At 69.6% G+C, this 25,994-nt stretch carries 29 protein-coding genes and 1 pseudogene; 13 read left to right on the forward strand and 17 right to left on the reverse strand.

Annotation, left to right across the window (positions count from 1 at the left end):
* Window positions 1-29 precede the first annotated feature (29 nt).
* A complete protein-coding gene (gene glgP, locus EV193_RS14315) occupies window positions 30-2,570 on the forward strand; it encodes an alpha-glucan family phosphorylase (RefSeq protein ID WP_130344600.1) in 2,541 nt (846 codons plus the stop codon).
* A 54-nt stretch (window positions 2,571-2,624) separates the two neighbouring features.
* Window positions 2,625-3,386: a 1-aminocyclopropane-1-carboxylate deaminase/D-cysteine desulfhydrase gene (locus tag EV193_RS14320; protein ID WP_130344601.1), complete on the forward strand. Its 762-nt coding sequence runs from the start codon at window positions 2,625-2,627 to the stop codon at window positions 3,384-3,386.
* Between the two features lie 65 nt (window positions 3,387-3,451).
* Here EV193_RS14320 and EV193_RS14325 read toward each other — a convergent pair whose 3' ends face one another.
* Entirely contained in the window at window positions 3,452-4,483 is a 1,032-nt protein-coding gene (locus EV193_RS14325) for a hypothetical protein (protein WP_130344602.1), read from the reverse strand.
* A gap of 125 nt (window positions 4,484-4,608) precedes the next feature.
* On the opposite strand from EV193_RS14325, the gene EV193_RS14330 reads away from it, so the two are divergent.
* Genes EV193_RS14330 through EV193_RS14340 form a run of 3 tightly spaced genes read left to right on the forward strand, consistent with a single transcriptional unit; the run spans window position 4,609 to window position 5,551 of the window.
* Complete coding sequence (locus EV193_RS14330) at window positions 4,609-4,896, forward strand: hypothetical protein (RefSeq protein WP_130344603.1); 288 nt, start codon at window positions 4,609-4,611, stop codon at window positions 4,894-4,896.
* A complete protein-coding gene (locus EV193_RS14335) occupies window positions 4,890-5,135 on the forward strand; it encodes a DUF397 domain-containing protein (RefSeq protein ID WP_207222639.1) in 246 nt (81 codons plus the stop codon). Before EV193_RS14330 ends, EV193_RS14335 begins: the two co-directional genes overlap by 7 nt.
* Window positions 5,136-5,155: 20 nt before the next feature.
* On the forward strand, window positions 5,156-5,551 hold the full coding sequence (locus EV193_RS14340) for a hypothetical protein (protein WP_130344604.1): 396 nt from the start codon (window positions 5,156-5,158) through the stop codon (window positions 5,549-5,551).
* A 2-nt stretch (window positions 5,552-5,553) separates the two neighbouring features.
* On the opposite strand, the gene EV193_RS14345 is transcribed toward EV193_RS14340, so the two are convergent.
* The gene (locus EV193_RS14345) at window positions 5,554-5,985 is read right to left on the reverse strand and encodes a PPOX class F420-dependent oxidoreductase (protein WP_130344605.1); all 432 of its coding nucleotides are present in this window, start codon (window positions 5,983-5,985) and stop codon (window positions 5,554-5,556) included.
* Window positions 5,986-6,053: 68 nt separating this feature from the next.
* Between EV193_RS14345 and ykgO the strand changes: the two genes are divergently transcribed.
* Entirely contained in the window at window positions 6,054-6,176 is a 123-nt protein-coding gene (gene ykgO, locus EV193_RS14350; protein WP_130344606.1) for a type B 50S ribosomal protein L36, read from the forward strand.
* Between the two features lie 2 nt (window positions 6,177-6,178).
* Here the strand turns inward: ykgO and EV193_RS14355 are convergent, their stop codons facing one another.
* The 6 genes from EV193_RS14355 to EV193_RS14380 form a co-directional block, all read right to left on the reverse strand.
* On the reverse strand, window positions 6,179-6,574 hold the full coding sequence (locus EV193_RS14355) for a rhodanese-like domain-containing protein (RefSeq protein ID WP_130344607.1): 396 nt from the start codon (window positions 6,572-6,574) through the stop codon (window positions 6,179-6,181).
* Window positions 6,571-7,110 carry a cysteine dioxygenase gene (locus EV193_RS14360; RefSeq protein ID WP_130344608.1) on the reverse strand — a complete coding sequence of 180 codons (540 nt, stop codon included), beginning with the start codon at window positions 7,108-7,110 and terminating at the stop codon, window positions 6,571-6,573. Before EV193_RS14360 ends, EV193_RS14355 begins: the two co-directional genes overlap by 4 nt.
* 240 nt (window positions 7,111-7,350) lie before the next feature.
* Window positions 7,351-9,456 carry a glycogen debranching protein GlgX gene (gene glgX, locus EV193_RS14365; protein ID WP_130344609.1) on the reverse strand — a complete coding sequence of 702 codons (2,106 nt, stop codon included), beginning with the start codon at window positions 9,454-9,456 and terminating at the stop codon, window positions 7,351-7,353.
* A gap of 157 nt (window positions 9,457-9,613) precedes the next feature.
* Entirely contained in the window at window positions 9,614-10,240 is a 627-nt protein-coding gene (locus tag EV193_RS14370; RefSeq protein WP_130344610.1) for a hypothetical protein, read from the reverse strand.
* A gap of 2 nt (window positions 10,241-10,242) precedes the next feature.
* Window positions 10,243-11,550, reverse strand: coding sequence for a hypothetical protein (locus tag EV193_RS14375; protein WP_130344611.1), 1,308 nt, complete (start codon window positions 11,548-11,550; stop codon window positions 10,243-10,245).
* Between the two features lie 5 nt (window positions 11,551-11,555).
* Window positions 11,556-12,002, reverse strand: coding sequence for a WXG100 family type VII secretion target (locus EV193_RS14380; protein WP_130344612.1), 447 nt, complete (start codon window positions 12,000-12,002; stop codon window positions 11,556-11,558).
* Between the two features lie 141 nt (window positions 12,003-12,143).
* Between EV193_RS14380 and EV193_RS14385 the strand changes: the two genes are divergently transcribed.
* From EV193_RS14385 to EV193_RS14400, 4 genes are read left to right on the forward strand one after another with little or no spacing between them, the layout of a single operon-like run.
* Window positions 12,144-12,911, forward strand: a complete 768-nt coding sequence (locus tag EV193_RS14385; protein WP_130344922.1) for an ABC transporter ATP-binding protein — start codon at window positions 12,144-12,146, stop codon at window positions 12,909-12,911.
* Window positions 12,912-12,971: 60 nt separating this feature from the next.
* Window positions 12,972-13,751 carry an enoyl-CoA hydratase/isomerase family protein gene (locus tag EV193_RS14390; RefSeq protein ID WP_130344613.1) on the forward strand — a complete coding sequence of 260 codons (780 nt, stop codon included), beginning with the start codon at window positions 12,972-12,974 and terminating at the stop codon, window positions 13,749-13,751.
* A complete protein-coding gene (locus EV193_RS14395) occupies window positions 13,741-14,718 on the forward strand; it encodes a class I SAM-dependent methyltransferase (protein ID WP_130344614.1) in 978 nt (325 codons plus the stop codon). The genes EV193_RS14390 and EV193_RS14395 overlap by 11 nt, the downstream gene beginning before the upstream one ends.
* A complete protein-coding gene (locus EV193_RS14400; RefSeq protein ID WP_130344615.1) occupies window positions 14,715-15,137 on the forward strand; it encodes a hypothetical protein in 423 nt (140 codons plus the stop codon). Before EV193_RS14395 ends, EV193_RS14400 begins: the two co-directional genes overlap by 4 nt.
* Before the next feature lie 25 nt (window positions 15,138-15,162).
* Here EV193_RS14400 and EV193_RS14405 read toward each other — a convergent pair.
* Both EV193_RS14405 and EV193_RS14410 read right to left on the reverse strand, forming a co-directional pair.
* A pseudogene (locus EV193_RS14405) lies at window positions 15,163-15,462 on the reverse strand (SAM-dependent methyltransferase); the annotation flags it as partial.
* 284 nt (window positions 15,463-15,746) lie between these two features.
* A complete protein-coding gene (locus tag EV193_RS14410) occupies window positions 15,747-16,748 on the reverse strand; it encodes a nucleoside hydrolase (protein ID WP_242613382.1) in 1,002 nt (333 codons plus the stop codon).
* Here EV193_RS14410 and EV193_RS14415 point away from each other — a divergent pair.
* The gene (locus EV193_RS14415; RefSeq protein ID WP_130344616.1) at window positions 16,747-17,520 is read left to right on the forward strand and encodes an acyltransferase; all 774 of its coding nucleotides are present in this window, start codon (window positions 16,747-16,749) and stop codon (window positions 17,518-17,520) included. The two genes, EV193_RS14410 and EV193_RS14415, sit on opposite strands and share 2 nt — an antisense overlap.
* Window positions 17,521-17,523: 3 nt before the next feature.
* Here the strand turns inward: EV193_RS14415 and EV193_RS14420 are convergent, their stop codons facing one another.
* A complete protein-coding gene (locus EV193_RS14420; protein WP_130344617.1) occupies window positions 17,524-18,000 on the reverse strand; it encodes an SRPBCC family protein in 477 nt (158 codons plus the stop codon).
* Between the two features lie 74 nt (window positions 18,001-18,074).
* The gene (locus EV193_RS14425) at window positions 18,075-18,953 is read right to left on the reverse strand and encodes an alpha/beta fold hydrolase (RefSeq protein WP_130344618.1); all 879 of its coding nucleotides are present in this window, start codon (window positions 18,951-18,953) and stop codon (window positions 18,075-18,077) included.
* Window positions 18,954-19,010: 57 nt separating this feature from the next.
* Between EV193_RS14425 and EV193_RS14430 the strand changes: the two genes are divergently transcribed.
* A complete protein-coding gene (locus tag EV193_RS14430) occupies window positions 19,011-19,856 on the forward strand; it encodes a helix-turn-helix transcriptional regulator (protein ID WP_130344619.1) in 846 nt (281 codons plus the stop codon).
* Here EV193_RS14430 and EV193_RS14435 read toward each other — a convergent pair.
* The 5 genes from EV193_RS14435 to EV193_RS14455 form a co-directional block, all read right to left on the reverse strand.
* The gene (locus tag EV193_RS14435) at window positions 19,840-20,340 is read right to left on the reverse strand and encodes an OsmC family protein (RefSeq protein ID WP_130344620.1); all 501 of its coding nucleotides are present in this window, start codon (window positions 20,338-20,340) and stop codon (window positions 19,840-19,842) included. The genes EV193_RS14430 and EV193_RS14435 overlap by 17 nt on opposite strands.
* A 56-nt stretch (window positions 20,341-20,396) precedes the next feature.
* Complete coding sequence (locus tag EV193_RS14440; RefSeq protein ID WP_130344924.1) at window positions 20,397-21,650, reverse strand: glycosyltransferase family 4 protein; 1,254 nt, start codon at window positions 21,648-21,650, stop codon at window positions 20,397-20,399.
* A complete protein-coding gene (locus EV193_RS14445) occupies window positions 21,650-23,197 on the reverse strand; it encodes a 1,4-alpha-glucan branching protein domain-containing protein (RefSeq protein WP_130344621.1) in 1,548 nt (515 codons plus the stop codon). Before EV193_RS14445 ends, EV193_RS14440 begins: the two co-directional genes overlap by 1 nt.
* Window positions 23,194-23,946 (reverse strand): class I SAM-dependent methyltransferase, encoded by a 753-nt coding sequence (locus EV193_RS14450; protein WP_242613383.1) that lies wholly within the window; start codon window positions 23,944-23,946, stop codon window positions 23,194-23,196. Before EV193_RS14450 ends, EV193_RS14445 begins: the two co-directional genes overlap by 4 nt.
* A 189-nt stretch (window positions 23,947-24,135) precedes the next feature.
* The gene (locus tag EV193_RS14455; protein ID WP_130344623.1) at window positions 24,136-24,978 is read right to left on the reverse strand and encodes a DegV family protein; all 843 of its coding nucleotides are present in this window, start codon (window positions 24,976-24,978) and stop codon (window positions 24,136-24,138) included.
* A gap of 229 nt (window positions 24,979-25,207) precedes the next feature.
* Between EV193_RS14455 and EV193_RS14460 the strand changes: the two genes are divergently transcribed.
* Window positions 25,208-25,993: an electron transfer flavoprotein subunit beta/FixA family protein gene (locus EV193_RS14460; RefSeq protein ID WP_130344624.1), complete on the forward strand. Its 786-nt coding sequence runs from the start codon at window positions 25,208-25,210 to the stop codon at window positions 25,991-25,993.
* The last annotated feature ends 1 nt before the right edge of the window (window position 25,994 follow it).

Consider the following 25,994-nt stretch of genomic DNA (forward strand, 5'->3'; position numbering starts at 1 on the left):
GATCGCTGACGGCGATACAGTCGCTACTCGTGAGAGCAGTCCGACGATTCACCGTGCGGCCGGGTCTTCCCGAGCCGCTGCACGCGTTGGCCACGCTGGCGACCAACCTGCGCTGGACCTGGCACCCGCCGACCCAGGACCTGTTCGCCGCGGTCGACCCCGAGGTGTGGGAGCGGGTCAGCGGTGATCCGCTGCGGCTGCTCGCCGAGGTGCCGGCCGACCGGCTGGAGGCGCTCGCCGCGGACGCCGACTTCCTGGCGCGCACCCGGGCCATCGCCGACGACCTGCGCCGCTACCTGGACGAACCGCGCTGGTACCAGCGCCGCCAGGACGAGCGGGGTGCGCTGCCGCGCCAGATCGCCTACTTCTCCATGGAGTTCGGCGTGACCGAGGCGCTGCCGAACTACTCCGGCGGGCTCGGCGTGCTGGCCGGCGATCACCTCAAGGCCGCCTCCGACCTCGGCGTGCCGCTGATCGGTGTCGGGTTGCTCTACCGGTCTGGCTACTTTCGGCAGTCGCTGTCGCTGGACGGCTGGCAGGTGGAGCACTACCCGGTGATCGACCCCAGCGGGCTGCCGCTGGAGCCGCTGGCCGAGCCGTCCGGCGTGCCGGTGCTGGTGCACGTCGCGATGCCCGGCGGCCGCGTTCTGCGCGCCCGGATCTGGAAGGCGCGCGTGGGCCGGGTGCCGCTGCTGCTGCTCGACTCCGACGTCGAGGAGAACGACGAGGACCTGCGCGGTGTCACCGACCGGCTCTACGGCGGCGACCAGAACCACCGGATCTGCCAGGAGATCCTGGCCGGCATCGGCGGCGTGCGCGCGGTGCGCACGTACTGCCAGCTCACCGGCACGCCCTCGCCCGAGGTGTTCCACACCAACGAAGGTCACGCCGGATTCCTTGGCCTTGAACGGGTTCGCGAGCTGATCGCCGGCGAGGGGCTGGACTTCGACACCGCGCTGTCCGCCGTGCGCGCCGGCACCGTGTTCACCACGCACACCCCGGTGCCGGCCGGCATCGACCGGTTCCCGGTGGACCTGGTGCGGCACTACTTCGGCGACGGCTCGCTGCTGCCCGGCATCGACACCGCGCGGGTGCTCGCGGTGGGTGCCGAGGACAACGTCGGCATGTTCAACATGGCGCACATGGGCCTGCGGCTGGCTCAGCGCGCCAACGGCGTGTCCAAGCTGCACGGCTCGGTCAGCCGGTCGATGTTCGGTGGGCTGTGGCCGGGGTTCGACACCGACGAGGTGCCGATCACGTCGGTCACCAACGGCGTGCACGGTCCGACCTGGGCGGCCCAGGAGATCACCACGCTGCTCGGCGAGTCCGCCGCGGACGGCGAGGTCGGCGGGCGGGGTGTCGCGCCGGTGACCGACGCGCTGCTGTGGGAGCTGCGTTGCCGGCTGCGCTCGCGTCTGGTGGACGAGGTGCGGCGGCGGGTGCGCGCGGCGTGGTTGCAGCGTGGCGCGTCCGCGCTGGAGCTGTCCTGGACCGACGCCGTGTTCGATCCGGACGTGCTCACCGTGGGCTTCGCGCGCCGGGTCCCGACCTACAAGCGGCTGACGCTGATGCTGCGGGATCCCGTGCGGCTCAAGGCTTTGCTGCTCGATCCCGACCGGCCGACCCAGCTCGTGGTGGCCGGCAAGTCGCACCCGGCCGACGACGGCGGGAAGGCGCTGATCCAGCGGATCGTGCACTTCGCCGACGACCACGAGGTGCGGCACCGGATCGTGTTCCTGCCCGACTACGACATGTCGATGGCGCGGTACCTGTACTGGGGCTGCGACGTGTGGCTGAACAACCCGATGCGGCCGCTGGAGGCGTGCGGCACGTCCGGCATGAAGTCGGCGCTCAACGGCGGGCTGAACCTGTCCATTCGCGACGGCTGGTGGGACGAGCTGCACGACGGCAGCAACGGCTGGGCCATTCCGACGGCGGACGGGGTCGGCGATCCGGAGCGGCGCGACGATCTTGAGGCGGCCGCGCTGTACGACCTGCTCGGCTCGCAGGTGGCACCGCTGTTCTATGACCGTGGCGCGGACGGTGTGCCGGTGCGGTGGCTGTCGATGGTGCGGCACACGCTGGCCTCGCTCGGCCCGAAGGTGCAAGCCTCACGCATGGTGCGGGAATACGTCGAGTCCTGCTATGCGCCGGCCAGCGCGTCGGTTTCCTTGGCGCACAAGGATTCCTACGCCGCCGCGAAGGACTTGGCGGCCTACCGCCAGCGGCTGTCCGGCTCGTGGTCGCGAGTGCGGATCACCCAGTGTGAGCTGGTGCTGGAGGACGGCGCGACGCCGGTGATCGGCGACGAGGTGCGGGTGCGCGCCGCGGTCGACCTGGCCGGCTTGGACCCGTCGGACGTCGAGGTGCAGGCCGTGGTCGGGCGGGTCGGCGACACCGACGAGCTGCACGACGTGGTGACCGCGTCGATGTCCCCGGACGGCGACGGCCGCTACTCGGCGGCTGTGACCTTGCCGCACGCCGGCGCGCTCGGCGTCACCGCGCGGGTGCTGCCCAAGCACGACCTGCTGGCCAGCCCGGTCGAACTCGGCCGCGTCGTGCTCGCCTGATTCCCTGACGCCGCAACGGATCGTCAGCCGCCCACACCAGAGGAGGATGGCGAGGTGGATGAGCTCGAGCTCCAACTCCCATCACCGCTCGCTGAGCTCGATGACGAGCGGTTGGCGGTTCGTGGTGTCCGGCTGTTTCTGAAGCGCGACGACCTCATTCATCCCGATCTACCAGGCAACAAGTGGAGGAAACTGAAGTACAATCTGTCGGATGCGCAACGAATGGGTAGTACTCAGCTCCTGACCTTCGGCGGTGCCTACTCGAACCATATTCGGGCGGTAGCTGCGGCTGGCTACCATTTCGGGTTCAAGACAGTCGGCATAATTCGCGGCGAAGAACACCTACCGTTGAACGAGTCGCTGCAGTACGCGGTCGACAAAGGTATGACGTTGACGTACCTCGACAGAACGAGCTATCGAGATAAGCGCAATACTGATCTCCTTGAACGGCTTCAATCTCGGTTCGGCGAATTCTATCTCATACCCGAGGGTGGCAGCAATGTTCAGGCAGTGCCCGGATGCCGTGAGCTCGTGCGAGAGATTGATGTTGACTTCGATGTGATCACGTGTGCCTGCGGGACCGGCGGCACGTTGGCTGGGGCTGCGGCGGCGAGTCGATCTTGCTGCGTTTCGATCGTTAGTGAGTCGAATGACAGCCCCTCGGCACATGGTCGTCGGCTCCGATGGCCATGGAGGGCCCGACGTCGGTCTCGCGGAATTCGCGCAGCCGGGCCGGCCCAGCTCGCCGGGTCGCTCTACCGGGCCGATCATCGCGAAACCTCAACCGGTTGGCGGCGAAACCTCTCAGTTCGGTAGTTGTCCGGCCTGTCTTCCGGACATTCTGTGTCGAGATCACGATGTCATCGATACCCATGTTGAATTCAAGCCCTGTTATGATAAGAGCGCTGGATGTTCCTGGACGTCGCGTCGTCAATCCACCGCAGATCCCAGTCGTTGGTGTTGACCTTAAATTCGCGGTCGAAGCCTACCCATTTACCATTCATGGCTTTGCCCATGGGGTCGACAAGAAGCTGTAGAGCGCCATGGTAGACGGATCCGCGATAGTAGCCCGATGGTGATGTGCGTTCCGCCCATGTACCTGTGGCGACTGATCCGGAGACAACAAGATCGAGGGTGAGGACTGATCCATTTTCGGCCGGTACACTTTCGCCGGTCAACTTGTTTCCCTGCTGTCGGATGACAATGTAGTGCTCGCCGACGAAATCCTTGCCGCGCCCTGTGCTTGTGTATACGTACTGGCTGCGCCAGATGCCCTCATAGTCACGTTCCGTCTTGGTTGATGGTGGGTCATCGCTCGGAACCTCGTCAGCAAGCGCTGGTGATGCTGCGGCGAGGGAAAGACCGGCGCTGAGCTTGAGTAGCAGTGATCGGCGGCTCATCGCACTGCGAACGTGTTCGGCCCACCGGCCCGCGACCCGTGCGACTTCGTGAACATCAGCCGATTCGAGCCGTTCTATGAAGTCCACAGCCGCCGCGTTGTCATCACTTGACGACATGGCCGTGAGTTGATCCAGATCGCCGTTGTCTCGGTGCTTTTGGTCCATGGTTTGAAAGTTTGCCGTGTCAGACAGCAGATCCGCCACCCTGCATTCGTAAAGCTCGGCGAGTTTGATCAGGACGCCGAGCGATGGCGCATGGCCGGTCGGGGATGGCCAGAGTTCCCAATACGAGAAATTCTTGAACGTTTTCTGATCGGCCGGCCATCGGTCGTTCCAGCGATCGGCCGCTTCACGTTGGCTCCACCCGTGCGCCATCCGCAGCGCGGCGCGCATGTTGACGCGGTAGCGGTCGCGGAACGACTCGGCGATCTCAACCCACGTGTTGTGCTGCGCACGCAGCTCAGCCGAGAGCGTTCGTTGCTCCTGGCGGAGGCTTCTGGCGACAGATGGCATGAGTTCCTCCCAGTTGGACAGGGAAGAAGTGTGCCACAAGATCACTGCGCCCCGGGGTGTTCACGCCGCTCTACCTGCGGTTTTCTTGAGCTTGTTACGGAAAGCAATGACGTAGGAGCAGCGGGATGGCCGAGATCGACCAGGCGGAAGCGATCCGCAGATGTCCGGAGTTGGCTCCCCTCGCCGCGCAGAACTGGGTGTGGGAGGCGCGTCCACTGCGGGAGTCGACGCTCGTGTTGTGGGGGAGTCGGCGTGGAACGAGAACCTTGCCGGCGGTCGAGCTCTTTATCTACCCGGATTTCGCCTCGATGTACTACGTCGGGCGAGACGGCTTGAAACATACCGAGCCTAACGGCCCGCTCGATCTGTTCGTGCGGCGTCTTTCCGTCGAAGCAGGCCGGGACGAATGGTAAAGGAATTGCAGATGGACCTATACAAAGCGGAGTTGCTCGACGACGCCTGGATCGGGCTGTGTGGCGGCAACACTGGGGATCAGAGCGGAAACGATACCGAGTCGTGCGTCGAGATGGCGGCGATTCCGAATGCGGACGGATTCGCGATTCGGGACAGTAAGAACCGGGATGCGGGTGTTCTTCGGTTCAGTGTCGCCGAGTTGGACGCGTTCGTCGCGAGCTATCGCGGGTCGAGGTGACTGTGCACTGGCATGGCTATATGTGGGTCGGTGCCGCGGCGGACGTGCTCGTTTCGGATGGGCGGCGCCGGCCGGAACACCCGGAGTTCGGGAGTTTTCCGCAGTTGCCGTACTCGATCAACGCGACGTTGCTCAAGCCCGCGTCGTTCATCGGCGGAACCTGGACGGACGCCGGCGAGGCCGTCGCGTGGCTTCGTCGCGAGTGTGAACGGCTGCCGCCACCAAAGCGGCCGGCGCCGGACTGGGTGATGTCCCTCGACGAACGTTGTCGAGTCGCGGCTGAGACGCTTGCCGGCGGGAAGAGCGTCGTATGGGGACGGCACTGTGTGGGCGACAAGTACGCGGACCTGCGAGTTGTCTGCTGTTCGCCCGCTGAGGGCGGTGTCACGGTCCCCTGTCCGGCCGGTGTCGCCTGAAATCAGCGGACCTGCTGGCCGTACACGTGATCGACGGTCATCGTCATGAGTACCCGGCGGTCGGACACCATCACCGACCGGTACTCCTCCCAGTCCGGGTGCTCGCCCGCGGCCGCGCGGTAGTAGTCGACCAGCGCCTGCACCTCGGGTCCGTGCGGGTCGGTGCCCGGACCGGTGAGCGTCGCGGTGCCCTCGGCGGTCGCCCACGCCCAGCCGTCCGGGCTGGTGACCTCCAGCGTGGCGCGCGGATCCCGGCGCAGGTTGACCGTCTTGACACGGCCCTCGGTCATCGATACGTGGATCACGCCGGCCTGCTCGTCGTAGAACGGCATGACCGGTGACATCTGTGGGCGGCCATCGGACTTGATCGTGGCGAGGACGCCGAGCCGGCTCTCAGCCAGCAGCGTTCGCGGGTTGAACCGTGTGGTGGTCATGTTCAGCTCAAGGTCCGGCCGGCGGCTGCTATTCCTGACGGTTGACGAACATGGTTATCATGTTCGTTATGAAGGTTCGGAACTCGTTGCGGTCGTTGAAGCAGAAGCCGGGTGCGCAGGTGGTCCGTCGGAAGGGGCGGGTGTACGTGATCAACAAGAAGAACCCGAGGTACAAGGCGCGCCAGGGCTGAGTTCACGGGACCGGTGGAGTGCCTCCTTCGCGCACCGGAAGCCCGGCGGCCCGCCACGCCCGGAACCCGCCGACCAGGTCGGTCGCCCTGGATAGGCCCAGCCGCTTGAGGTCGCGGGCGGCCAGGCTGGACGCGTACCCCTCGTTGCACACCACGACTACATCGGCCTCGTCGGTGAGCCCCGGCAGCTTGTGGTCGCCGAACGGGTCCAGCCGCCACTCCAGGTGGATCCGTTCCACCACAACGGAATGCGGGATCTCGCCCTCCGCCTCGCGATTGCTCGCCGGCCGGATGTCGATCACCAGCGCGCCGTCGCGCAGCCGGTTGTCCAACTCGGCGGGCTCGACCCGGTCCAGTTCGGCCCGCGCGCCGGCGAGCAGATCGTCGACGCCGCTCACAGGGCCGCCACCGGAAGCGAGGGGATCTCGTCCGGCACGTCCCGCAGCGACGCGTACTCCCGCGTCGGCAGCAGCGGCGGCGAGTACGCGTGCACGCTGGCCGCCCGCGTCGCGCCGAGGTTGCTCACCTGGTGCGCCCGGCCCGCACCGAACCCGAGCACGTCGCCCTGCTGGTGCGGGCGGACCCGGATCGGCCCGCCCGGGTACCGGTAGGTCTCGGTCAACTCGCCGAACAGCGTGGCGAACGCGCCGCTGGCACCGCCGTGATCGTGCGGCGCGGTCTCCTGGCCGGGCAGCCACGACAGCAGCCACAGCTCGACCTCGTCGGTCAGCGCCAGCCGGGTCCACCAGCGCCGGGGACTGGAGAACCGCACGATGTCCAACAGTGCGCCGGACAGTTCGGTGGCCACCGCCCAGGTCAGGCCGCGCAACTGGGTGGGCGTCCACAGTGGACGCGGATAGTCGGACCGCAGCGAACCGTGGATCAGTGGCACGTCCAGCTTGTGGTGGATGTCGTAGGTGATCGCGGTGGTCATCTCGCTCCTCGTGATGTGAAAGGGCGGCGAGGGCACACGCGGCACGGCGGCGCGCACGAAGCGCGTCGAATACGCCGAGGGACAAGCGCGCCGAATCAGGCGCGAGGGAGTCCGTGCCGCGCGGTGGTACAGCCGCACGACGCCACCAGCAGGAGATCGATCGTGCGGTCACTCCAGAAGATCAGCGACCGGACCACGTGCGCGATGGTGGCACGATCTATGCGATCACCGCCACGTGTCTCACGTCGTGGTACGCACTCGGTACACGCGCAGCGATCGAGGCGGCAGTGTCACGCGGGCGCGCGGTGGCACCGGGTCCACCTCGGCTGGGACTCCGTCGGGCGTGACGGTGTCCAACTCGGGCAGGAACGCCTCGCCGTAGCGGGCTTCCGGCAGGGTGATCTCGATCGGCTCGGTGCCGGCGTGCAGCACGATCAGCCACGAATCGTCGGACACCAGCTCACCGTCGCGGGTGCGGGACAGGCTCTCCGACCCGTCGATCCACATACTGAGACACCGTCGGCCGTCGTCGAACCAGTCCGCGTCGGTCATCGGCTCGCCGGCGGGGGAGAACCACACCAGGTCCGGCTCGCCGGACCGCGTCGGGCGGCCGTCGAAGAAGGCCGGCTGGCGCAGCGCCGGTGAGTGCGCCCGCAGCGCGATCACCTTGCGCGCGAAGGACAGCATCGCCTCGGAGTCCACTGTGGACTCCCAGTCCAGCCACGAGGTCTCGTCGTCCAGACAGTACGGGTTGTTGTTGCCGCCCTGGGTGCGCCACCGCTCGTCGCCGGCCACCAGCATCGGCGTGCCGGTGGACAGCAGCACGGTGGCCAGCAGTGCCCGCGCCTGGGTGGCCCGGCGCGCGCGGATCTCCTCGTCGGACGTGTCACCCTCGACACCCAGGTTGTCCGCACGGTTGTCGTCGGTGCCGTCCCGGTTGTCCTCGCCGTTCGCATCGTTGTGCTTGTCCACATAGGACACCAGATCGCGCAGGGTGAACCCGTCGTGCGCGGTGACGAAGTTGATCGACGCCCACGGCCGGCGGGCGGTGCGCGCGAACACATCCTCCGAACCGGACAGCCGGTAGGCCAGATCGCGCACTCCGGTCGCGCCGCGCCAGAAATCCCGTGCGGTGTCACGGAAACGGCCGTTCCATTCCGTCCACTGTGGACCGAACTCGCCGAGCCGGTAGCCGTCCGCCGTCGCGTCCCACGGCTCGGCGATCAGCTTGGCCGACGCAAGCACCGGATCGGTGGTGATCGCGGTGAGCAGCGGCGACGCCGGGTCGAACCCGTCGCGCGTGCGGCCGAGCACGGTGGCCAGGTCGAACCGGAACCCGTCCACGCCGAGTTCGCCGGCGAAGTACCGCAGCGAGTCGGTGACCAGCCGCACCACCGAGGGCGATGCCGGGTCCAGCGTGTTGCCGCAGCCGGTCCAGTCCACAGTGGACCCGTCGTCGAGCAGGTAGTACGCGCCGGCGTCCAGCCCGCGCAGCGACAGCGACGGCCCGAACGCGTCACCCTCGCAGGTGTGGTTGAACACCACGTCCATGATCACTTCGAGTCCGGCGGCGTGCAGCGCGGCCACCATCGTGCGGAACTCCTCGACCTCGTTGCCCGGCACGCTCGCGTACCCGGGATGCGGCGCGTGGAACGCCAGAGTTGAGTAGCCCCAGTAGTTTCGCCGCCCGGTACGCAGCAGCGGCGGCTCGTCGGCGATCGCGTGCACCGGCATCAGCTCGACCGCGGTCACGCCGAGCCGCACCAGATAGTCGATCACCGAAGGGTGCGCCAGACCGAGGTAGGTGCCGCGCTGTTCGGGCGGCACGTCGGGGTGACGCATGGTGAACCCGCGCACGTGCAGCTCGTAGATCACCGTCTCCTCGAACGGCGTGTCCGGCTTGATCCCGGTACCGGTGCCGCCCGGTGCGGTGACCACCGACAGCGGCACGTCTGGCAGCGAGTCCACATCGGACGATGTGCCCTGGAACGGGTTGTCGCCCTTGTAGTCCAGCATGGTGTCCACTGTGGACAGTGTGCCGGAGACGCGCCGGGCGTACGGGTCCACGAGCAGCTTCGCCGGGTTGCAGCGCGGACCGTCGGCCGGGCGGTACGGACCGTGCACCCGGAAGCCGTAGCGCTGGCCGGAGGTGACACCGGGGATCACGCCGTGCCAGACGCCGAACGTGCGCTCGGTCAGCTCCACCCGTCGCTCGGTGCGCACGCCGTCGCGCTCGTCGACCAGGCACACCTCGACCGCCTCGGCCACCGTCGACGCCACGGCGAAGCGCACGCCGCCCGCCTCCGGGTGCGCGCCCAGCGGAAACGGTTTCCCTGGTGAGGTCACCCGCTCATGATGCCCCGTACTTTAGCGGGCTAAAGTCCGGGGTTTTCGCCGGGCGCGGCGCTCACACTCTGTGAACGCCGCAGGTGAACAGCCTGTGGATACGAGAGTTGACGCAGCGCCTGGAGTGTGCGTGCGTACTTTAGCCCGCTAAAGTCCGTCAGAGCGCGTAGGTGTGGGTTTCGAAGGACTCGTCGTCGGGTGGAACGGGGCGGTGGGGCAGCTCGGGGTCCGTGCCGGGTACGTGGGCGGAGGCGACCATCTCGGCGAACAGCCGCTGGTGTGTGGACCAGCCGTGCGCCGACGGGCAGGCCAGCGTCAGCAGCAGCATCCTGCCGGTGCCCGGCTCGGGTAGAAATGCTTGCAGTTGAAGGGAAAGCGGCTCGCGGGCGCGCACCTGCTCGACGCCGGGCACGCGCTGGGCGAGCACCGCCGGACCGAGCCCGGTGTGCAGCACCACGGTCTCCCGCACGGTCGGCCCGGCCAGGTTCTCGACCGACTCGCGCAGCACCGTGACCGTGTCGGTGGTGCTGTCGTCGAAGCTCGCGGGCCCCTCCATGTCGACGCCGGTGAGCAGCGCGGGCGCCGCGTCGGCCGGGAGCACCACGGCCATCAGCACGGCGTGTTCGGCCAGCGCGGTCTCCACCGCGTCGGTGGCGACGGCCTCCAGTTCGGCGTCCGTGCCACCGTGGCGCAACTCCCGCACGATCTCCGCGTACTCCCTGATCGCCTGCTCCGGATCCGAGATCGTGATCCGCCGAGCCGCCTCCGGCATCGCGATGCGCATGGTCAGTCCTTGTCCTTGTGCTCCTTGTAGGTCTCCGAACCCGCGGAGATCGCCGAACTCTCGGCCTGCGCGGAGCCGGGGTTGGTCAGCACCTTCAGCGCCTCCAGCTCCCGCTTCTGCGCCGGCGTGAGCTCCGCGCCGGACAGCTCGGCGCCCTTGACCACGGTGTCGACGCCGTGCACGAACGCCTCGTGGCCCGAGCGCACCCGCCCGATGGCCTCCTTGGCGTCGTCGCCGAGCTTGTCGCCGAGCTTGGGCAGGTCGCCCTTCTCTCGCAGCCCTTCTTTGAGCTCCTTGTTCAGCTTGTCCAGGTTGCCGTCCTTGATCGCCTCGGACAGCTCCCTGATGTCCTTGGCCGCCTTGCCGAGGCCCTTCTCGGTGGCCGCGCCCTTGAGGCCGGCGCGCAGTTTCTCCGCCTTCTTCGCGTCCTTGCCCAGCTCCTGGATGCCCTTGCGGGCCGCCTTGGTCGCGCCCACCGGACCGGGTACACCGGCGCCGAGCGCCAGGTCGATCAGCTCCGGCTTGTGCCGCGAATCCTTGATCAGCTGCCCGAGACCGGCGATCGTGTTCACCCCGTCCGCGCCGGCCGCGACGGTCAGCGCGACCGGTGCGACCACCTCGCCGACCACCGGGATCACCAGTGAACCCGCGGCGATCGCGCTGGCCGCGCTGGACACGAAGCCGGACACCTTGGCCGCGCCGTCGAAGATCTGCACCAGCGCGTCGTCGTGCTCCGGTTCGAATGGGTTGTCCCGGTCGGCCTTGATCGCCTCCGCGGTCGCGTTCGCCTCGTCCAGGTGCTTGATCCGCAGCTTGCGGGCCTTCTCGATCACCTTGGCGAGCCTGTCGTCGAGCTTGTCGGCCGCGTCCACCTTGCCGAGGAACGCGGTGTGCCGCGCGTCGTACTGCGGATGGTTGACGTTGCGCGGGATCGCGGCGGCCGCGTCGGTGACCGCCTCGTTGGCCGCCTTCAACTCCTGCTTGATCGCCTTGGCCTCGCGTTCCAGCTCCTCGGCGCGATCCTGGTTGGTCTTGAGCTTGACCGCCCAGGTGGTCAGGCCCTTGGTGACCGCGGCGACCGACTTCGCGCCGGACTCCAGCGCCAGCGGCAGGTCGTCGGCGTGCGCGACGAAGTCGTCGGCCGCGTCGCCCTCCCAGTCACGGGCGACGTCGAGCGACTTCTCCAGCCGCGCACCCGTCTCGATGATCATGTTCTGTGCGGTGGCCATCTCGAACAGCACCTCGGACACCGCGCTCTGGTCTCCGGGTGTCGGGTCGAAGCCGAGGTTGGGGAAGCTCCGGTCGGACATCTGGATCAGTCCCTCATGTTCTTGAGCCGGGCCTCGTTGTGCCGGCCCTGGGTCTCCTGCTGCTCGACCCGCTCGGCGAGCTTCTCCTCCGGGCCGTAGCGCTGGGCAAGCTGCAGTGCCGCCGCGCCGCGGAGCACGTCGAGTTGTTGCTCGGCGGTGCGCTTCTCGGCGAACTCACGCATCGCGTCCGCGGCCTGGTCCTCGATGCAGGAGTAGTTGCTGGCCGCGCGCTTGGCGTTGTGCGAGACCGTCTCGATCTTGTCGCACATCTTGTCCAGGCCGTCGCGCCAGTCGTCGCAGACCTCCTGGACCGCCGCGTTCAGATCGCCGGGCCCCAGGTTGCCGCCCCAGGCGCCCATCGACGCCGCGGCGCCACGCACCTCGCCGGCGACCGCTTCCAACTCGCCGGATCTGGCGACCAGGTTCTCCGGGTTGACGAAGTATCCATCCACGCGTCGAGTAGACCGGCGATCGCGGTGGCACGGCCATGGTCGGTACCCAACGGGGCAAGCGCGCCGCACGGGCAGGCAAAGCCGTGCTGTTGAATAGGAACCGTGACGGCACCGCACGCTCAAGACGACCTCGTGGTGGCCATGACCGGCGTCGGCGTCCGCCGCGGCGCCACCAACCTCATCAGCTCGGTGTCCTGGAACGTCGAGCTGGACGAGCGGTGGGTGGTGCTGGGCGGGAACGGTGCCGGCAAGACGACCCTGCTGCGCGTGGCCAACGCCGAGCTGCACCCCACGACCGGCGTGGCGCACGTGCTCGGCGAGCGGCTCGGCCGGGTCGACGTGTTCGAGCTGCGCACCAGGATTGGCCTGTGCTCCTCGGCGCTGCTGGCCCGGGTGCCCGCCGAGGAGATCGTGCGCGACGTGGTGATGAGCGCCGGCTACGCCGTGGTCGGGCGCTGGCGGGAGCGCTACGACGAGATCGACACCGGCCGCGCCGACGAGCTGATGAAGTCGCTCGGCATCGGGCATCTCGGCGACCGCACGTTCGGCACGCTGTCCGAGGGGGAGCGCAAGCGCGCGCTGATCGCCCGCGCGCTGATGACCGACCCCGAGCTGCTGCTGCTCGACGAGCCGGCCGCCGGCCTGGATCTCGGCGGGCGCGAGGACCTGGTGGCGCGGCTGTCCGAGCTGGCCATGGACCCGGACGCGCCGGCCACCGTGCTGGTCACGCACCACGTGGAGGAGATCCCGCCGGGGTTCACCCACCTGTTGCTGCTGCGGGACGGCTCCGTGGTCGCGTCCGGCCTGCTCGACGACGTGTTGACCAGCGAGAACCTGTCCGCCACGTTCGGCCAGGACCTGATCTTGGAGCGGTCCGGCGACCGGTTCTTCGCCCGCCGCAAGGGCTAGTGAGCCTACCGGGCGGTAGCCTGCGGAACGACGTAGTGACGAGCGCGAGGAGGCGCCAGCGTGGGTGAGTTCGTCAGGCTCGAGGTGGACGGCGGGATCGGCACCATCCGGTTGGACCGGCCGCCGATGAACGCGCTCAACCGCCAGGTGCAGGCGGAGCTCGTCGCCGCGGCCACCGAGGCCACCGAGCGGTCCGACGTGCGCGCGGTGATCGTCTACGGCGGGCAGAAGGTGTTCGCCGCGGGCGTGGACATCAAGGAGATGTCCGACCTGTCCTACTCGGACATGGCCGAGCGCGCCGGTCCGCTGTCCGCGTCGTTCACCGCCGTCGCGGAGATCCCGAAGCCGACGGTCGCCGCCGTCACCGGGTACGCGCTGGGCGGCGGGTTCGAGCTGGCGCTGTGCTGCGACCGCCGGATCGCCGGCGACAACGCGAAGGTCGGGCAGCCGGAGATCCTGCTCGGCATCATCCCGGGTGCCGGTGGTACCCAGCGGCTGACCAGGCTGGTCGGCCCGAGCAAGGCCAAGGACATCATCTACACCGGGCGGTTCGTCGAGGCCGCCGAGGCGCTGGCGATCGGCATGGTCGACGAGGTGGTCGCGGCGGACGATGTGTACGAGGCGGCCAAGCGGTGGGCGGGCCAGTTCGCCAACGGTCCCACGCGTGCGCTCGCCGCGGCCAAGATCGCCATCGACGGCGGGCTGGACGGCGACCTGACCAGCGGGCTGCGGCTGGAGAGCCAGGTTTTCGCCGCGCTGTTCGGCACCGAGGACCAGAAGATCGGCATGCAGTCGTTCGTCGAGAACGGCCCAGGGAAGGCGAAGTTCGTTGGCCGGTAAGGAAACCAGCGCGCCCCAGGACCCGGCGCCGAACCCGCACGCCACCGCCGAGCAGATCGAGGCGGCCTGGCGCGACCCGAAGCTCGCCAACGTGCTGTACCACGACTGGGAGGCCGGCACCTACGACGAGAAGTGGTCGATCTCCTACGACGAGCGCTGCATCACCTACGCCACCGACCGGTTCCGCGCGGTCGCCGGCGAGGAGAGCTGGCCGTACCCGAGGGCGATGGAACTGGGCAGCGGCACCGGGTTCTTCCTGCTGAACCTCATGCAGGGCGGCGTGATCAAGCAGGGCTCGGTGACCGACCTGTCGCCCGGCATGGTCCAGGTGGCGCTGCGCAACGCCGAGAACCTCGGCCTCGACGTGGACGGCCGAGTCGCCGACGCGGAGCGGATCCCGTACGACGACGACACGTTCGACCTGGTCATCGGACACGCTGTGCTGCACCACATCCCGGACGTGCCGGCCGCGTTCCGCGAGGTGCTGCGGGTGCTCAAGCCGGGTGGCCGGTTCGTGTTCGCCGGTGAGCCGACCAAGATCGGCGACAGCTACGCGCGCCGGCTCGGCCAGCTCACCTGGTGGCTCACCACGAACGTGACCAAGCTCGGCCCGCTGCGCTCGTGGCGGCGGCCGCAGTCGGAGCTGGACGAGTCGTCCCGTGCGGCGGCCCTGGAAGCGGTCGTGGACCTGCACACGTTCGACCCGTCCGACCTCGAGCGGGTCGCCCGCGACGCCGGCGGCACCGACGTGCGCGCGGTGACCGAGGAGCTGTCCGCGGCGCTGTTCGGCTGGCCGGTGCGCACCTTCGAGGCGGCCGTCCCGCAGGAGAAACTGGGCCTGCGGTGGAAGCTGTTCGCCTACCGCGCGTGGCAGCGACTGTCCTGGTTGGACGAACGGGTGCTGTCGAAAGCCGTGCCGCGCAACCTTTTCTACAACGTGCTGATCACCGGAAAGAAGGCGGCGTGAACGCGATCGTTCGGCTGTGGCGCTCGGGCGAGCTGCCGATCGACGCCGGTCTGTACCGCGCGGACGGCGAGTCCTGGTCGGTGCGGATCGAGGCGGGCGGGCTCGCCGTCGGGGAGCCGGTGGACTTGGAAGCCGAGGTGGACGCGGATCCGGACTGGGTGACCGAGTACGACATCTGGCACGAGGTCGCGCTGCCCGAGGGCGGATTCCTGTGCTGCGGCGACGGTTCGCACGGCTCGGACGGGTTCTTCGCCCGCCTGGACGCTCAGCGTGAGCTGGTGTGGGCGGTGCAACTGCCGGAGGGCAACCCGTTCACCGACATCACGCTCGACGGTGAGAGCGCCACCTTCCGGTCCACGTCCGAGGTGACCATCGCGGTCGACCTGGCCAGCACGGAGTTCACCGCGCGGCGAGGCTGATCCGCGGCACGCCCGGCAGCCGCCGTCACGAGCCGAGCTTGTGCGTGCCGATCTTGTCCGCGGCGATCAGCAGGTAGTGGAAACTGCCCTCCCGGTACGCCGTGAGGAACGCGTCCTCGATCCCGGTGGCCACCGCCGATCGGCTGCGCAACTCCCAGTAGGGGATCGTGGCCGCGGTCAGGTCGACCACGCTGATCGGCACGAAGTCGTTGTCCGCCAACGCTTTGAAGTACCGGCTGCGCGGGTGGATGTCGCAGATGTAGTGCTGGTCGATCTGGCTGACCGCACGCGACCGGCCGCCGGTGACGTCGTTGTAGCACCCGGTGCCTCCTCCTCGGCAGCCTGCGAGGCGTCGATCGACATGGGTGGTCCCTTCCGGTTGCGGTGAGGAAGTCTCCGGCGGTCGCGATCGGGCGCCGGGCGAAGGTCTACGACGTGCGCGGTCCGACCACGACTGTGGCGTGCCGACGCGACCGGCGGCAATCCGCCAGTCGAGCGATGCCGAACGGCACCGACCATTCGGAGTAGCGCGAAGTACTTGTGCCGCAACGACTTCGCGCAACCGATGTGGGGTGAAGACTGGGTGAAGGACCTTCCTCGCGATCCGGACTAGTCCACTGTGGACAGTCGATCGAGGAGGAACGCGCGGACCTGGTCGACGTCCGCGTCCACCGCGACGTGCACGCCCTTGGCCAGCACGCCGTGGGACTCACGTACCGCCGCCGAGCGTCCGTCCACCACCGTGGCGCCCCGCGCCGGACCGAGCGAGCACTCAACCTCGACCGGGAAAGCGTTGGTGCGCAACAGGTTCGGCGCGATCGCCTCGGCGACGGCCACCGCGTCGTGCACCACGATGCCGTCCCAGCCGAGCGAACGGCGGTAGGTCTCCTGGTAGGCCGGCGTCAGCCCGACCAGCGTGCGGCCGAGCGGCCCCGAGTCGCGCAGCGCGCCGAGCCACGCCTGGTCCACCGCGCACCGGTGGGTGAGATCCAGCGGCACGAGCGTGAGATCGCCGGACGCGCCGGCCAGCACCCGGTGCGCCGCCTCCGGGTCGGCCCAGATGTTGAACTCCGCCGCCGCGGTCACGTTGCCGCGCCCCAGGCCGCCGCCCATCACCACGATCCGGCCGATCTTGGCGCGCGCTTCGGGATGCGCGGCGAGCAGCAGCGCGACATTGGTCAGCGGGCCGATGGCCACCAGGGTGACCGGCTCGTCGGCCGCCTCCAGCACGTCGGCCATGAGCCGAACGGCGGTGCGCGGGTCCACGCCGGTGCTCCGATCCGGCAGGGTGTGCGCGAAACCGGAGAGCCCGTCGTCGCCGTGCGCGGTGCTGTCCCGGTGCCGCTGGGCGTGCACCAGCGGACGCTCGGCCCCGACCGCGACCGGCACGTCCTCGCGGCCGCACACCGCGAGCAGGCGCAGCGCGTTGGCCGTGGTCTGCTCCAGGTCGACGTTGCCGAACACGGTGGTGACGGCGAGCAGGTCGACGTCCTGGCTGGTCGCCGCGAGGGCGATGGCGAACGCGTCGTCCACGCCAGGGTCGGTGTCGATGATCATCGGCGTCGGGGTCATGGCGCCGATCATCTCGCACTCGATTACCTTGTCCGGCATGACGTCGATGTGGGGGTCGCCCGTGGCGCAGCGGGTGCGCTCGTGGCGCAAGACGCGGCACGACCCGGCACAGGCGCGCTTCCTCAGCCGCGACTCGCTGCGCTGGGTGCTGCGCAACCGCGCGTACACGCCGTGGTACCTGGTGCGCTACTGGCGGCTGCTGAAGTTCCGGATCGCCAACCCGCACGTGATCCTGCGCGGCATGGTGTTCCTCGGCAAGGACGTGGAGCTGCACTGCCGGCCGGGATTCGGGCGGCTGGAGGTCGGGCGCTGGGTGCACATCGGTGACGGCAACGCGATCCGGTGTCACGAGGGCTCGCTGCGCATCGGTGACAAGGCGGTGTTCGGGCGGCAGAACGTGGTCAACTGCTATCTGGACATCGAGCTGGGCGCCGCCACGCTGGTCGCCGACTGGGTGTACATCTGCGACTTCGACCACGTGACCGACGACATCACCGTGCCGATCAAGGACCAGGGGATCGCGAAGGCTCCGGTGCGGATCGGGCCGGACACCTGGGTCGGCACGAAGGTGTCGGTGCTCAAGGGCACGCGCGTCGGGCGCGGCTGCGTGCTGGGCGCGCACGCCGTGGTGCGCGGGGACATTCCGGACTACGCGATCGCCGTCGGCACCCCGGCGCGCGTGGTGCGCGACCGCCGTGCGGACTACGAGGCCGCCGCCGCCAAGCGTGCCGCCGTCGCCGACATGGCGCGCAAGGCGAACAACGCGCTCCGCAAGACCCTCCGCGAGCACGAGACGCCAGTCAACGACTGAGCGCTAGCGGATGCCGAAGTGCCGGCGCGCGTCACCGAACAGGCTTCGGGCGCCGAGTTTCCTGAGCGGCGCCGCGATGGGGGCGATCAGTGGATGCGGTCGGCCGGCGATCGTCCAGGTGAACCGGCAGCGGTCGGCCGACAACGGCTCCACGATGTAGTCCTCGCCGAAGCTCCGGAAGACGGGCAGGTTCGCCGTCTCGACGCCGAACGCCATGCGCCGTCCCTCCTCCCAGACGATGAACCGCTCGTTGATCACGTACAGGCCGCCCGTGGTCCGGGCGGTGCGGGTCGTGCCGACGCCGAAGGGGCGAGGCGAGGTCCAGTCGATCCGCTTGATCAGCCGCAGCCAACCCAGCGGGTGCTCCTCGACCAGTTCGGCCCACACGTCTTCCGCCGGGCGCGGGATCTCCAGGATGTCGACCATGCGGATCGGCGCGGTGTGGAAGAACGATTCGTCGATCGAGGTCAAGGGCGGCACGTGACCATTGCACCAGATGCCGGTGACCCGGCCTAGCGGATCGCGGCCAGTCGCTTGCGAACTCCGGCCAGCCCTCAGGCCGGCGCGTTCTCGGTGCGCCGCACGAAATCGAGCACCCGCGCGATGATTCGCTCGCGATCGGCGGGCACCAGGTGGTGTCCCGTATCCGGCCACAGCTCCACCTCCGCGTGCGGCAGCAGCCGGCGCGCCCGCTCGGTCGCCACGGTCGCGTCGTGCACGGTGCCGCGCCCGGCGAACACGGCCAGCACGGGCAGGCGAACCGAGCGCAACTCGTCCTCGGTCGGGCGCCGCTGCGGGGGAATCCGCGCGCGGAACTCCCGGATGCCGGCGAGCACGAGCCGCACGTCCGGGCCGTCCAGCGCGTCCGTCCCGGTCAACGCCCGCAGCACCCGCCGCCACATCCGGTCCCGGTTGACGATCATCGCCAGCGCGGCCCACCACAGGACGCTCGACCGGAACGGCGCGGTGACGGTCGTGGGATCGAGCAGGCTCACCGACGCCACCCGGTCGGGCAGGTGGATCGCCTGGCAGATCGCGTAGTACCCACCGGTCGACCCGCCGAACAGGTGCACCGGCCTCGGCTCCAGCTCGCCAAGCACCTCGTCGAGCCAGCGCGCGCGGTCGGCCGGCCCGGTGAGCGGCGCGGTCTGCACGCTGCGGCCCGGCTCGCCGATCGTGTCGACGGTGTACACCTGGTGCCGCTCGGCGAGTGCCGGCAGGAACGGCGCCCACGCCGCGGAGGTCGCGGCCATTCCCGGCAGTAGGACGATCGGCGGGCCGTCGTCGCCGAACCGGTAGACCCGCGTCGTGCCGAACGCGGTGTCCACGTCGATCTCCTTGTCCGGCGGCGGCGCGAGGGCCATCGCCTCGCGGTAGGCGGCGAAGTACCGCTCGGCCGCCTCGGGACTCTTGAACGCTCCGATTCCGTGCATGCGACGCACGCTATGGATTTCCGGCACTGTGGTCTTGAACGAATGGAAGGGGGCGCCGTGGCGGACTGGTCGATCGTGGTTCCGCACGCGGAGGTCGCGCGGCTCAGCGAGTTGATCGCCGGCACCCCCGATCCCCGGCTCGGCGGGTACGTGCTCACCTACACCGCGCACGACTACACGCATCTGGAGCCGATGCGGTGGCGGATCGCGCAGGTCGGCGCGATCACGCTGTCCATCGATCTCGAGGCGCCGGCACGCGTTCGCGACGGTGGATCGCCGCACCCGCGCAACGCGGTCACCGGCCTGCGCGACCGGCCGATGACGCTGATCGAGGCGCCCGGCCGGACGTGCGGCATCACCGTCGGGCTGACGCCGGCCGGTGCGCACGCCGTGCTCGGTGTGCCGCTGGCCGAACTCGCGAACACGAACGTGGATCTTGTCGAGGTACTCGGTGTCCGCGCGCACCGGTTGATCGAGCGGCTCGGTGCCGCCGACTGCTGGGCCGAGCGGTTTCGCTTGCTGGACGAGCAACTCGTCGCGTGGGTGCGCGACGGGCCCCGGCTGGCCGTGCCGGTGTACGCGGCGTGGGCGCGGCTGACCGGAACGGCCGGGCGGACCCGGATCGACGCGCTGGCCGAGGAGATCGGGTGGACCCGGCAGCACCTGGGCACGCGGTTTCGGCAGCAGATCGGTCTCGCGCCGAAGACCGTGGCGCGGGTGGCGCGGCTGCACCGGGCGGCGACCCTGATCGCGATGCCGGACGCGCCGTCCTGGTCGGAGATCGCGCACCGGTGCGGGTATGCCGACCAGGCGCACCTCAACCGCGATTTCCGGGAGCTGACCGGCAGCACGCCGTCGGACTACGCGCCGGTCGACCGGCTGCCGTTCACGCCGGCGTCCTGACGATGGTCACCTCGTGGTGCACGGGTGTCTTGACCGACCTGGCGATGAAGCAGAGCGCGTTGGCCCGCTCGTGCAACTCGTGGGCGAGCGCTTCGTCGCCGCCGGGAGCGATCGTCACGGTGGGCCGGAGAGTGACGCTCGAGAACTCGCCGCCGCCGTCGGGCGCCTCGACCATCGTTCCGATCGCCGCGTCCTCGTAGCCGGTCACGATCAGGCCGGAGGTCGCGGCGAGGTGGAGGTACCAGAGCATGTGACACTGCGCGAGGGCCGCGACGAACAGTTGCTCCGGATTCCACCGCGCCGGGTCACCGCGGAACGCCGGGTCGGCCGAACCGGGGATCGTCGTCACGCCGGGCGCGCCGACCTCGTGGGCGCGTGAGAAGGCGCGATACGACGAGGTGCCCGAGCCCTGGTTTCCGGTCCAGCGGACGAGCAGCGAGTAGTCGTGCGTGCGGGGCTTGTCGCCGTCTGTTCGATCTGCCACACCACGATCCTGTCAGAGCGCGGAACTCGCGGGTGCAGGGCGCGGGACTCGCGGGGTTACGGGTGGAAGGCGTTGCCGGTGGCGATCTTGGGGCGGCCGAGTGTCCCATGTGGACGGAGGAGCGCGGCGGCGTAGATCTCCGCGGTGGCCTCGGCGATGCGCTCCCAGTCGAAGTCCACGCCGAGCCGCTTCTTCGCGGTGCGCGCCCGCTTTCGTGCCGCCGCCGGATCGTCCAGCACGTCGCGCACCGCCTCGGTGAGCGCCTCCACATCGCCCGGTGCGAAGGCCAGCCCGGTCTCGCCCTGGACCACCACCTCGCCGAGCCCGCCGGCCGTGGACGCCACCAGCGGAGCGCCCGCCGCGGCCGCCTCGAGTGCCACGATCCCGAACGGCTCGTACCGGCTCGGCAGCACCACGGCGTCGGCCGCCGCGAGTGCCGCGACCAGCTCGACGTCGGACAGGTGCCCCACGAAGTCGATCGCCCGCCGCACCCGGTGCTTGCGCGCCTGCTCGACCAGCGTCTTGGCCTGCCGCCCCTTGCCGGCGACCACCAGCCGCGTACCCGGGTGGCTGCGCCTGATCCTGGGCAGCGCGGTGATCAGGTCCTGGACGCCCTTCTCCCACTCCAGCCGCCCGAAGTACAGCAGCAGCGGCTCGCCGCCGGGGCCGTAGCGCTCCCTGGTCGCGGCGACCACGGACGCCGGCACCCGCCAGCTTCGCGGCTCGATTCCGTTGTGCACCACGGAGATCTCGTCACTGTCCACTTCGAACAGATGGGCCGCCTCGGTGCGCATCGCCACCGAACAGGTGACGATCTTGTCCGCCCGGTTGGCCAGCCACCATTCCACGGAGTGCACCTGCTGGTTCAGCGGGTGGGACAGCCACCCCGAGTGCCGGCCGGCCTCGGTGGCGTGGATCGTGGCGACCAGCGGCACGCCGACGTGCTCGGCCAGCGTGATCGCCGGATGCGTGACGAGCCAGTCGTGCGCGTGCACCACGTCGGGCCGCCAGCCGCGCAGCACGTCCAGCCCGGCGCGGATCATCGCGTGCCCCATGGCCAGCGTCCAGGCCACCAGATCGCGGTCGAACTCCAGGTGCGTCGGGTCCTCGGCCACCCGCACGATCCGCACCCGGCCGTCGCGCGCGTCCTCGGTCGGGTGCGTCGAGGCGTCGGTGCCGGACTCGTGCCGGCACAGCACGACCACGTCATGTCCTTGTGCGGCAAGGTGTTGGGACAATGCGTGCACGTGCCGGCCGAGCCCGCCGACCACGACGGGCGGGTACTCCCAGGACAACATCAGCACGCGCATCAGGAGGAATCCTCGCATCGTCGGTCGTCGGCGCGCTTGGCGAGATCGCGGGCGTCCAGATGCCCGAACGGGTGGTCGCGGCCGCGAAGGTGGCCGGCGAGCACCTTCGCGCCACCGGTATCACCCGACCGGATCAGCGCGGCCAACTCGCGGAACGCGCGCCCGTGCTCGGCCGCCCGTCCGTGCGCGTAGTCGGCCGCCGAGTCCTTGGTGACCATGAACGCCCAGTCGCTGGACAACGCCAGCATCGCCTGGGTGACCGCCGCGTCCAGTACACCGTCCCGAGTGGACGGATCGACAGCGTCCACAGTGGACAGAAGCTCGTCGGAGACCGCGGCGCCGTCCCGCACCAGATCGGCCACCTGCTCGCCGTCCCACACCCGCCAGTCCTTGCCGGAACCCCACGAGGACGCCGGCAGTTCGACCGGCCCGCCGAGGTGGCCCGCCTCCAGTGCGCCCCGCAACGTGGTCACCCGCACGCCGGCCTCCGGGAGCGCGCGCAGCACGGCGTCCAGCCACGCCGGCCCCTCGTGCCACCAGTGCCCGAACAGCTCGGTGTCGTAGGCGGACACCACCAGCGACGGCTTGCCGTGCCGGTCCCGCAGCGCGCGCAGCCGGTCGACAACGGTGGACACGAAGTCCTCCGCGTGCCGGCGCACCGCGTCCGCGGCCAGCGCCGGGTCGTAGGGCTTCTTGTCCTGCGGCTCGACGCCCTTCCCGGTCACCCGGGACGGCTTCAGACCTGACGGATGGTCGAACGTGTGGAAGTCCCGGTACGCCGGGTCGCCCGGGTAGCCGGCCTTCGGCGACCACACCCGGTAGGTCACCTCCAGATCGCGGCCGAAGCACACCACGTCCGACGAGCCGACCGTGCGCGCCGCGTGCGTGTCACCGTGCAGCGATGGCCCGTCCACCAGGAACCGCCGCACGCCCGCCGCCGCGTAGCCGGTCTCCATGCCGGGCGCGTAGCCGCACTCCGGCGCCCAGATGCCCTCCGGCCGCGAGCCGATCCGCAGCGCGGTGTCGGTGAGCCCGGCGCGCAGTGCGAACGCACGCACCCGCGGGTCGAGCAGCGGCTGGAACGGGTGCGCGGCCGGCCCGCCGAGCAGTTCGATCACGCCGTCGTCGACCAGCGGCCGGAGCACGGGGGAGAAGCCGTGCCGCCACCGCGACTCGAACTCCGACAGTGCTGCCGACGATGCCGCGAACTCCGACGCGGCCAAGTCGGACAGCAGTGGATCGCCTGTGCGCCAACGGGTTCCGGCAAATTGGGCGCGCAGGTGCCAGGTGCCGAGCCAGTCGTGCATGGCGCGCAGGCAGTACGGGTCGTCGAGCTGTGCGGCCAGCACCGGCGTCACGCCGAGGGTCAGTACGTCGCGTCGGCCCTCCTCGGCGTGCCGGTGCAGCAGGTCCACCAGCGGCAGGTAGGAGTGCGCCCACGCCTGGTACAGCCACTCCTCGCCGACCGGCCAGCTTCCGTGGTGCGGCAGCCAGGGGAGATGGCTGTGCAGCACGAGGCAGAACGTGCCGATCGGCTCGTCGTTCATGGGCGCACCGCGACGGCGACCAGGTCCAGGCTCGCGTCCAGGTCCGCGGTGGTGATCTCGAAGTCGGCCGCGGTCACCGACGTCACGGCGGCCAGCAGTTCCGCCGGCCACTCGACGCCGTGCACCGCCACGTCCAGCTGCGCGTCGATGATCGAGCCGCCGAGTTGAGTGTCCACTTCGGACAGTCGCGGGCCGTGTCGCAGTCCGGCGAGCAGTTCGACGGCGAATCCGGCTCCGCGCAGCAGATCGTCCATTTCGGACGGTGACAACTCCCTGGTGTGGAAGGGATTCAGCGGTGTGTCACGTCCGGGGGAGAAGGTGATCCGGTTCGGCGTGGTGATCAGCAGCCGGCCGCCGGGGCGCAGCACGCGGTGACACTCGGCGAGAAACCCCTCCTGGTCCCAGAGGTGCTCGATCACCTGGAGGTTGGCCACGACGTCCACAGTGGACGATCGGATCGGCAGCCCGGCCAGGTTCCCGCGCAGCGGGCGCACTCTCGGGTACGCGGCGGCCACGTGCGCCACGGTCAGCGCGTCGTAGTCCAATCCGATCACGGTGGACGCGCGGGTGGCGAGCAGGTCGGCGCCGTAGCCCTCGCCGCAGCCGGCCTCGAGCACCATGGCGCCGTCGCAGTAGGGAAGCAGCTCGACGTAGGCCGCCTCGTGCCGCCGGAACCAGTAATTTTCTTCGGCTACTCCGGGCACGGTTCGCTCGCCGGTCAACGGCAGCGGGTCCACGTGAGATGTCACGCTCGCACCGTACCGACCGGTAGTAAGGGGCTGCCCTGCAAGCCCATGGTCGCGGTCTTCGCGCCGAGGCGGCCCCTGACTGCGTTGTCGGACAGACCAAGTACAGACCCAGGTACGAGGCCTGCCCTCCGCCTTGTCAGGAACCACCTCGATCACGAAGCCCATCGACCGAGGCTCACAGGGCAGCCCCTACGCGGGCGAGATCGTCACCCCCAGCGCACCCGGCCCGAGGTGTATCGCGAGCGCGGCGCTCACCTCGGTGACCGTCACCTCGCTGAGATTCGGCACCCGGCCCTTGAGGTCCTCGAGCACGACGTGCGCGCGCCGGGGTGCGCCGAAGTGCTCGACGGCCAGGTCCACCTGCCGGTCGCCGGCGGTGCGCACCGCGTGTTCGAGCAGTTTGCGCACCGCGCGGTCGGTGCCGAGCACCCGTTCCAGCGGCGCGACCTCGCCCTCCTTCATGGTGAGCAGCGGCTTCATGGACAGCGCGGTGCCGAGGAACTTGGCCGCCGCGCCGATCCGCCCGCCCCTGCGGAGGTATTCCAGCGTGTCGACGTAGATCATTTCCGAGCTGCCGGCCAGCCGCCGGGTGAGCGTCTCCATCACCCGGCCGACGTGCCCGCCGGCGCCGGCCACCCGCGCGGCGGCGAGTACGGCGTAGCCGAGGCTCATGCCGGAGGTCTTCGAGTCGACCACGTGCACGGGGATCTGGGTCTGTGCGGCCGCCTCCTTGGCGTGCGCGAAGGTCTCGGACTGCCGGGCGGAGATGTGCGCGGAGATGATCGTGTCCGCGCCGTGCGCCGCGGCGTCCTGGTACGCCCAGAAGAACGCGCCCGGATCGGGTGGGGACGTGGTGACCGCCGCGCCGTTGCGCAGCGCGTTGAGCAGGCCTTCCTTGGGCACGCGGGTCTCGGCGTCGGACCAGTCGCCCAGCCTGATCTGGATGGGCACGACTCCGACACCCCATTGCTGGGCGAGGTCCTGCGGCAGGCTGGCGGTGGAATCGGTGACGACTGCGACGCGGCCATGCATGGGCGCGAGGCTAACCCAAACGGGTGATCATGAGACTAACGTGGCCCGCCATGTGGCCCACAGCGTGAAAACCGTCACGACGGTTGACCGCTTGCTGTCGTTTGCACCTAAGCTACCCGGAAGTAACATCGGGTCGCGGGGGTCGCCTCGCCTTGGCCCACCGGGCGTGGCAGCGTAGGTCCGAGCCGTGCCCGATCCTTGCTCGTCCTTGGGAGGTCGAAGAAGACCCATGCCGAACATAGTTGTCCTGGTCAAACAGGTGCCCGACACCTACTCGGAGCGAAAGCTGGCCGAGTCCGACCACACCCTGGACCGTGATTCCGCCGACGCCGTGCTCGACGAGATCAACGAGCGGGCCGTCGAGGAGGCGCTGCTGCTCAAGGAGGCGCAGGGCGGTGAGGTGACGGTCGTGTCCGTCGGCCCCGACCGCGCCACCGACGCCATCCGCAAGGCCCTCTCCATGGGCGCGGACAAGGCGGTGCACGTCTCCGACGAGGCGCTTCGCGGTTCCGACGTGCTGCAGACGGCCAAGGTCCTGGCCGCGGCCGTCGGCAAGGTCGAAGGTTACGACCTGGTGATCGCCGGTAACGAGGCGTCCGACGGTCAGGCCGGCGCCGTCCCGGCGATCCTCGCCGAGTTGCTCGGCGTCCCGCAGCTGACCCACGCGCGGAAGGTCGAGCTGGACGGCACGACGCTGAAGGTCGAGCGGGAGTCCGAGGAGGGCATCACCCGGCTCGAGGCGAGCCTGCCGGCAGTGGTGAGCGTCGGCGAGAAGATCAACGAGCCGCGGTACCCGTCGTTCAAGGGCATCATGGCGGCCAAGAAGAAGCCGGTCGAGACGCTGACCGTCGCCGACCTCGGCATCGACGCCGGCGAGGTCGGCCTCGGCAACGCGTGGACGTCGGTTCTCGAGGCCGCGCCGAAGCCGCCCCGTACGGCCGGTCAGCGCGTCACCGACGAGGGCGACGGCGGCAGCAAGGTCGCCGAGTACCTGGTCGCGCAGAAGCTCATCTGAG

The sequence above is a fragment of the Herbihabitans rhizosphaerae genome, from assembly GCF_004216555.1.
Lineage (GTDB): Bacteria > Actinomycetota > Actinomycetes > Mycobacteriales > Pseudonocardiaceae > Herbihabitans > Herbihabitans rhizosphaerae.

Excerpts from the sequence above, each read along its gene's own strand:
- EV193_RS14325 (WP_130344602.1), bottom strand. The coding sequence starts at position 4,483 with ATGCCATCTGTCGCCAGAAGCCTCCGCCAGGAGCAACGAACGCTCTCG.
- EV193_RS14330 (WP_130344603.1), top strand. The coding sequence starts at position 4,609 with ATGGCCGAGATCGACCAGGCGGAAGCGATCCGCAGATGTCCGGAGTTG.
- EV193_RS14335 (WP_207222639.1), top strand. The coding sequence starts at position 4,890 with ATGGTAAAGGAATTGCAGATGGACCTATACAAAGCGGAGTTGCTCGAC.
- EV193_RS14340 (WP_130344604.1), top strand. The coding sequence starts at position 5,156 with ATGTGGGTCGGTGCCGCGGCGGACGTGCTCGTTTCGGATGGGCGGCGC.
- EV193_RS14345 (WP_130344605.1), bottom strand. The coding sequence starts at position 5,985 with ATGACCACCACACGGTTCAACCCGCGAACGCTGCTGGCTGAGAGCCGG.
- ykgO (WP_130344606.1), top strand. The coding sequence starts at position 6,054 with ATGAAGGTTCGGAACTCGTTGCGGTCGTTGAAGCAGAAGCCGGGTGCG.
- EV193_RS14360 (WP_130344608.1), bottom strand. The coding sequence starts at position 7,110 with ATGACCACCGCGATCACCTACGACATCCACCACAAGCTGGACGTGCCA.
- EV193_RS14370 (WP_130344610.1), bottom strand. The coding sequence starts at position 10,240 with ATGCGCATCGCGATGCCGGAGGCGGCTCGGCGGATCACGATCTCGGAT.
- EV193_RS14375 (WP_130344611.1), bottom strand. The coding sequence starts at position 11,550 with ATGTCCGACCGGAGCTTCCCCAACCTCGGCTTCGACCCGACACCCGGA.
- EV193_RS14385 (WP_130344922.1), top strand. The coding sequence starts at position 12,144 with ATGACCGGCGTCGGCGTCCGCCGCGGCGCCACCAACCTCATCAGCTCG.
- EV193_RS14415 (WP_130344616.1), top strand. The coding sequence starts at position 16,747 with ATGACGTCGATGTGGGGGTCGCCCGTGGCGCAGCGGGTGCGCTCGTGG.
- EV193_RS14410 (WP_242613382.1), bottom strand. The coding sequence starts at position 16,748 with ATGCCGGACAAGGTAATCGAGTGCGAGATGATCGGCGCCATGACCCCG.
- EV193_RS14425 (WP_130344618.1), bottom strand. The coding sequence starts at position 18,953 with ATGCACGGAATCGGAGCGTTCAAGAGTCCCGAGGCGGCCGAGCGGTAC.
- EV193_RS14440 (WP_130344924.1), bottom strand. The coding sequence starts at position 21,650 with ATGCGCGTGCTGATGTTGTCCTGGGAGTACCCGCCCGTCGTGGTCGGC.
- EV193_RS14445 (WP_130344621.1), bottom strand. The coding sequence starts at position 23,197 with ATGAACGACGAGCCGATCGGCACGTTCTGCCTCGTGCTGCACAGCCAT.
- EV193_RS14455 (WP_130344623.1), bottom strand. The coding sequence starts at position 24,978 with ATGCATGGCCGCGTCGCAGTCGTCACCGATTCCACCGCCAGCCTGCCG.
- EV193_RS14460 (WP_130344624.1), top strand. The coding sequence starts at position 25,208 with ATGCCGAACATAGTTGTCCTGGTCAAACAGGTGCCCGACACCTACTCG.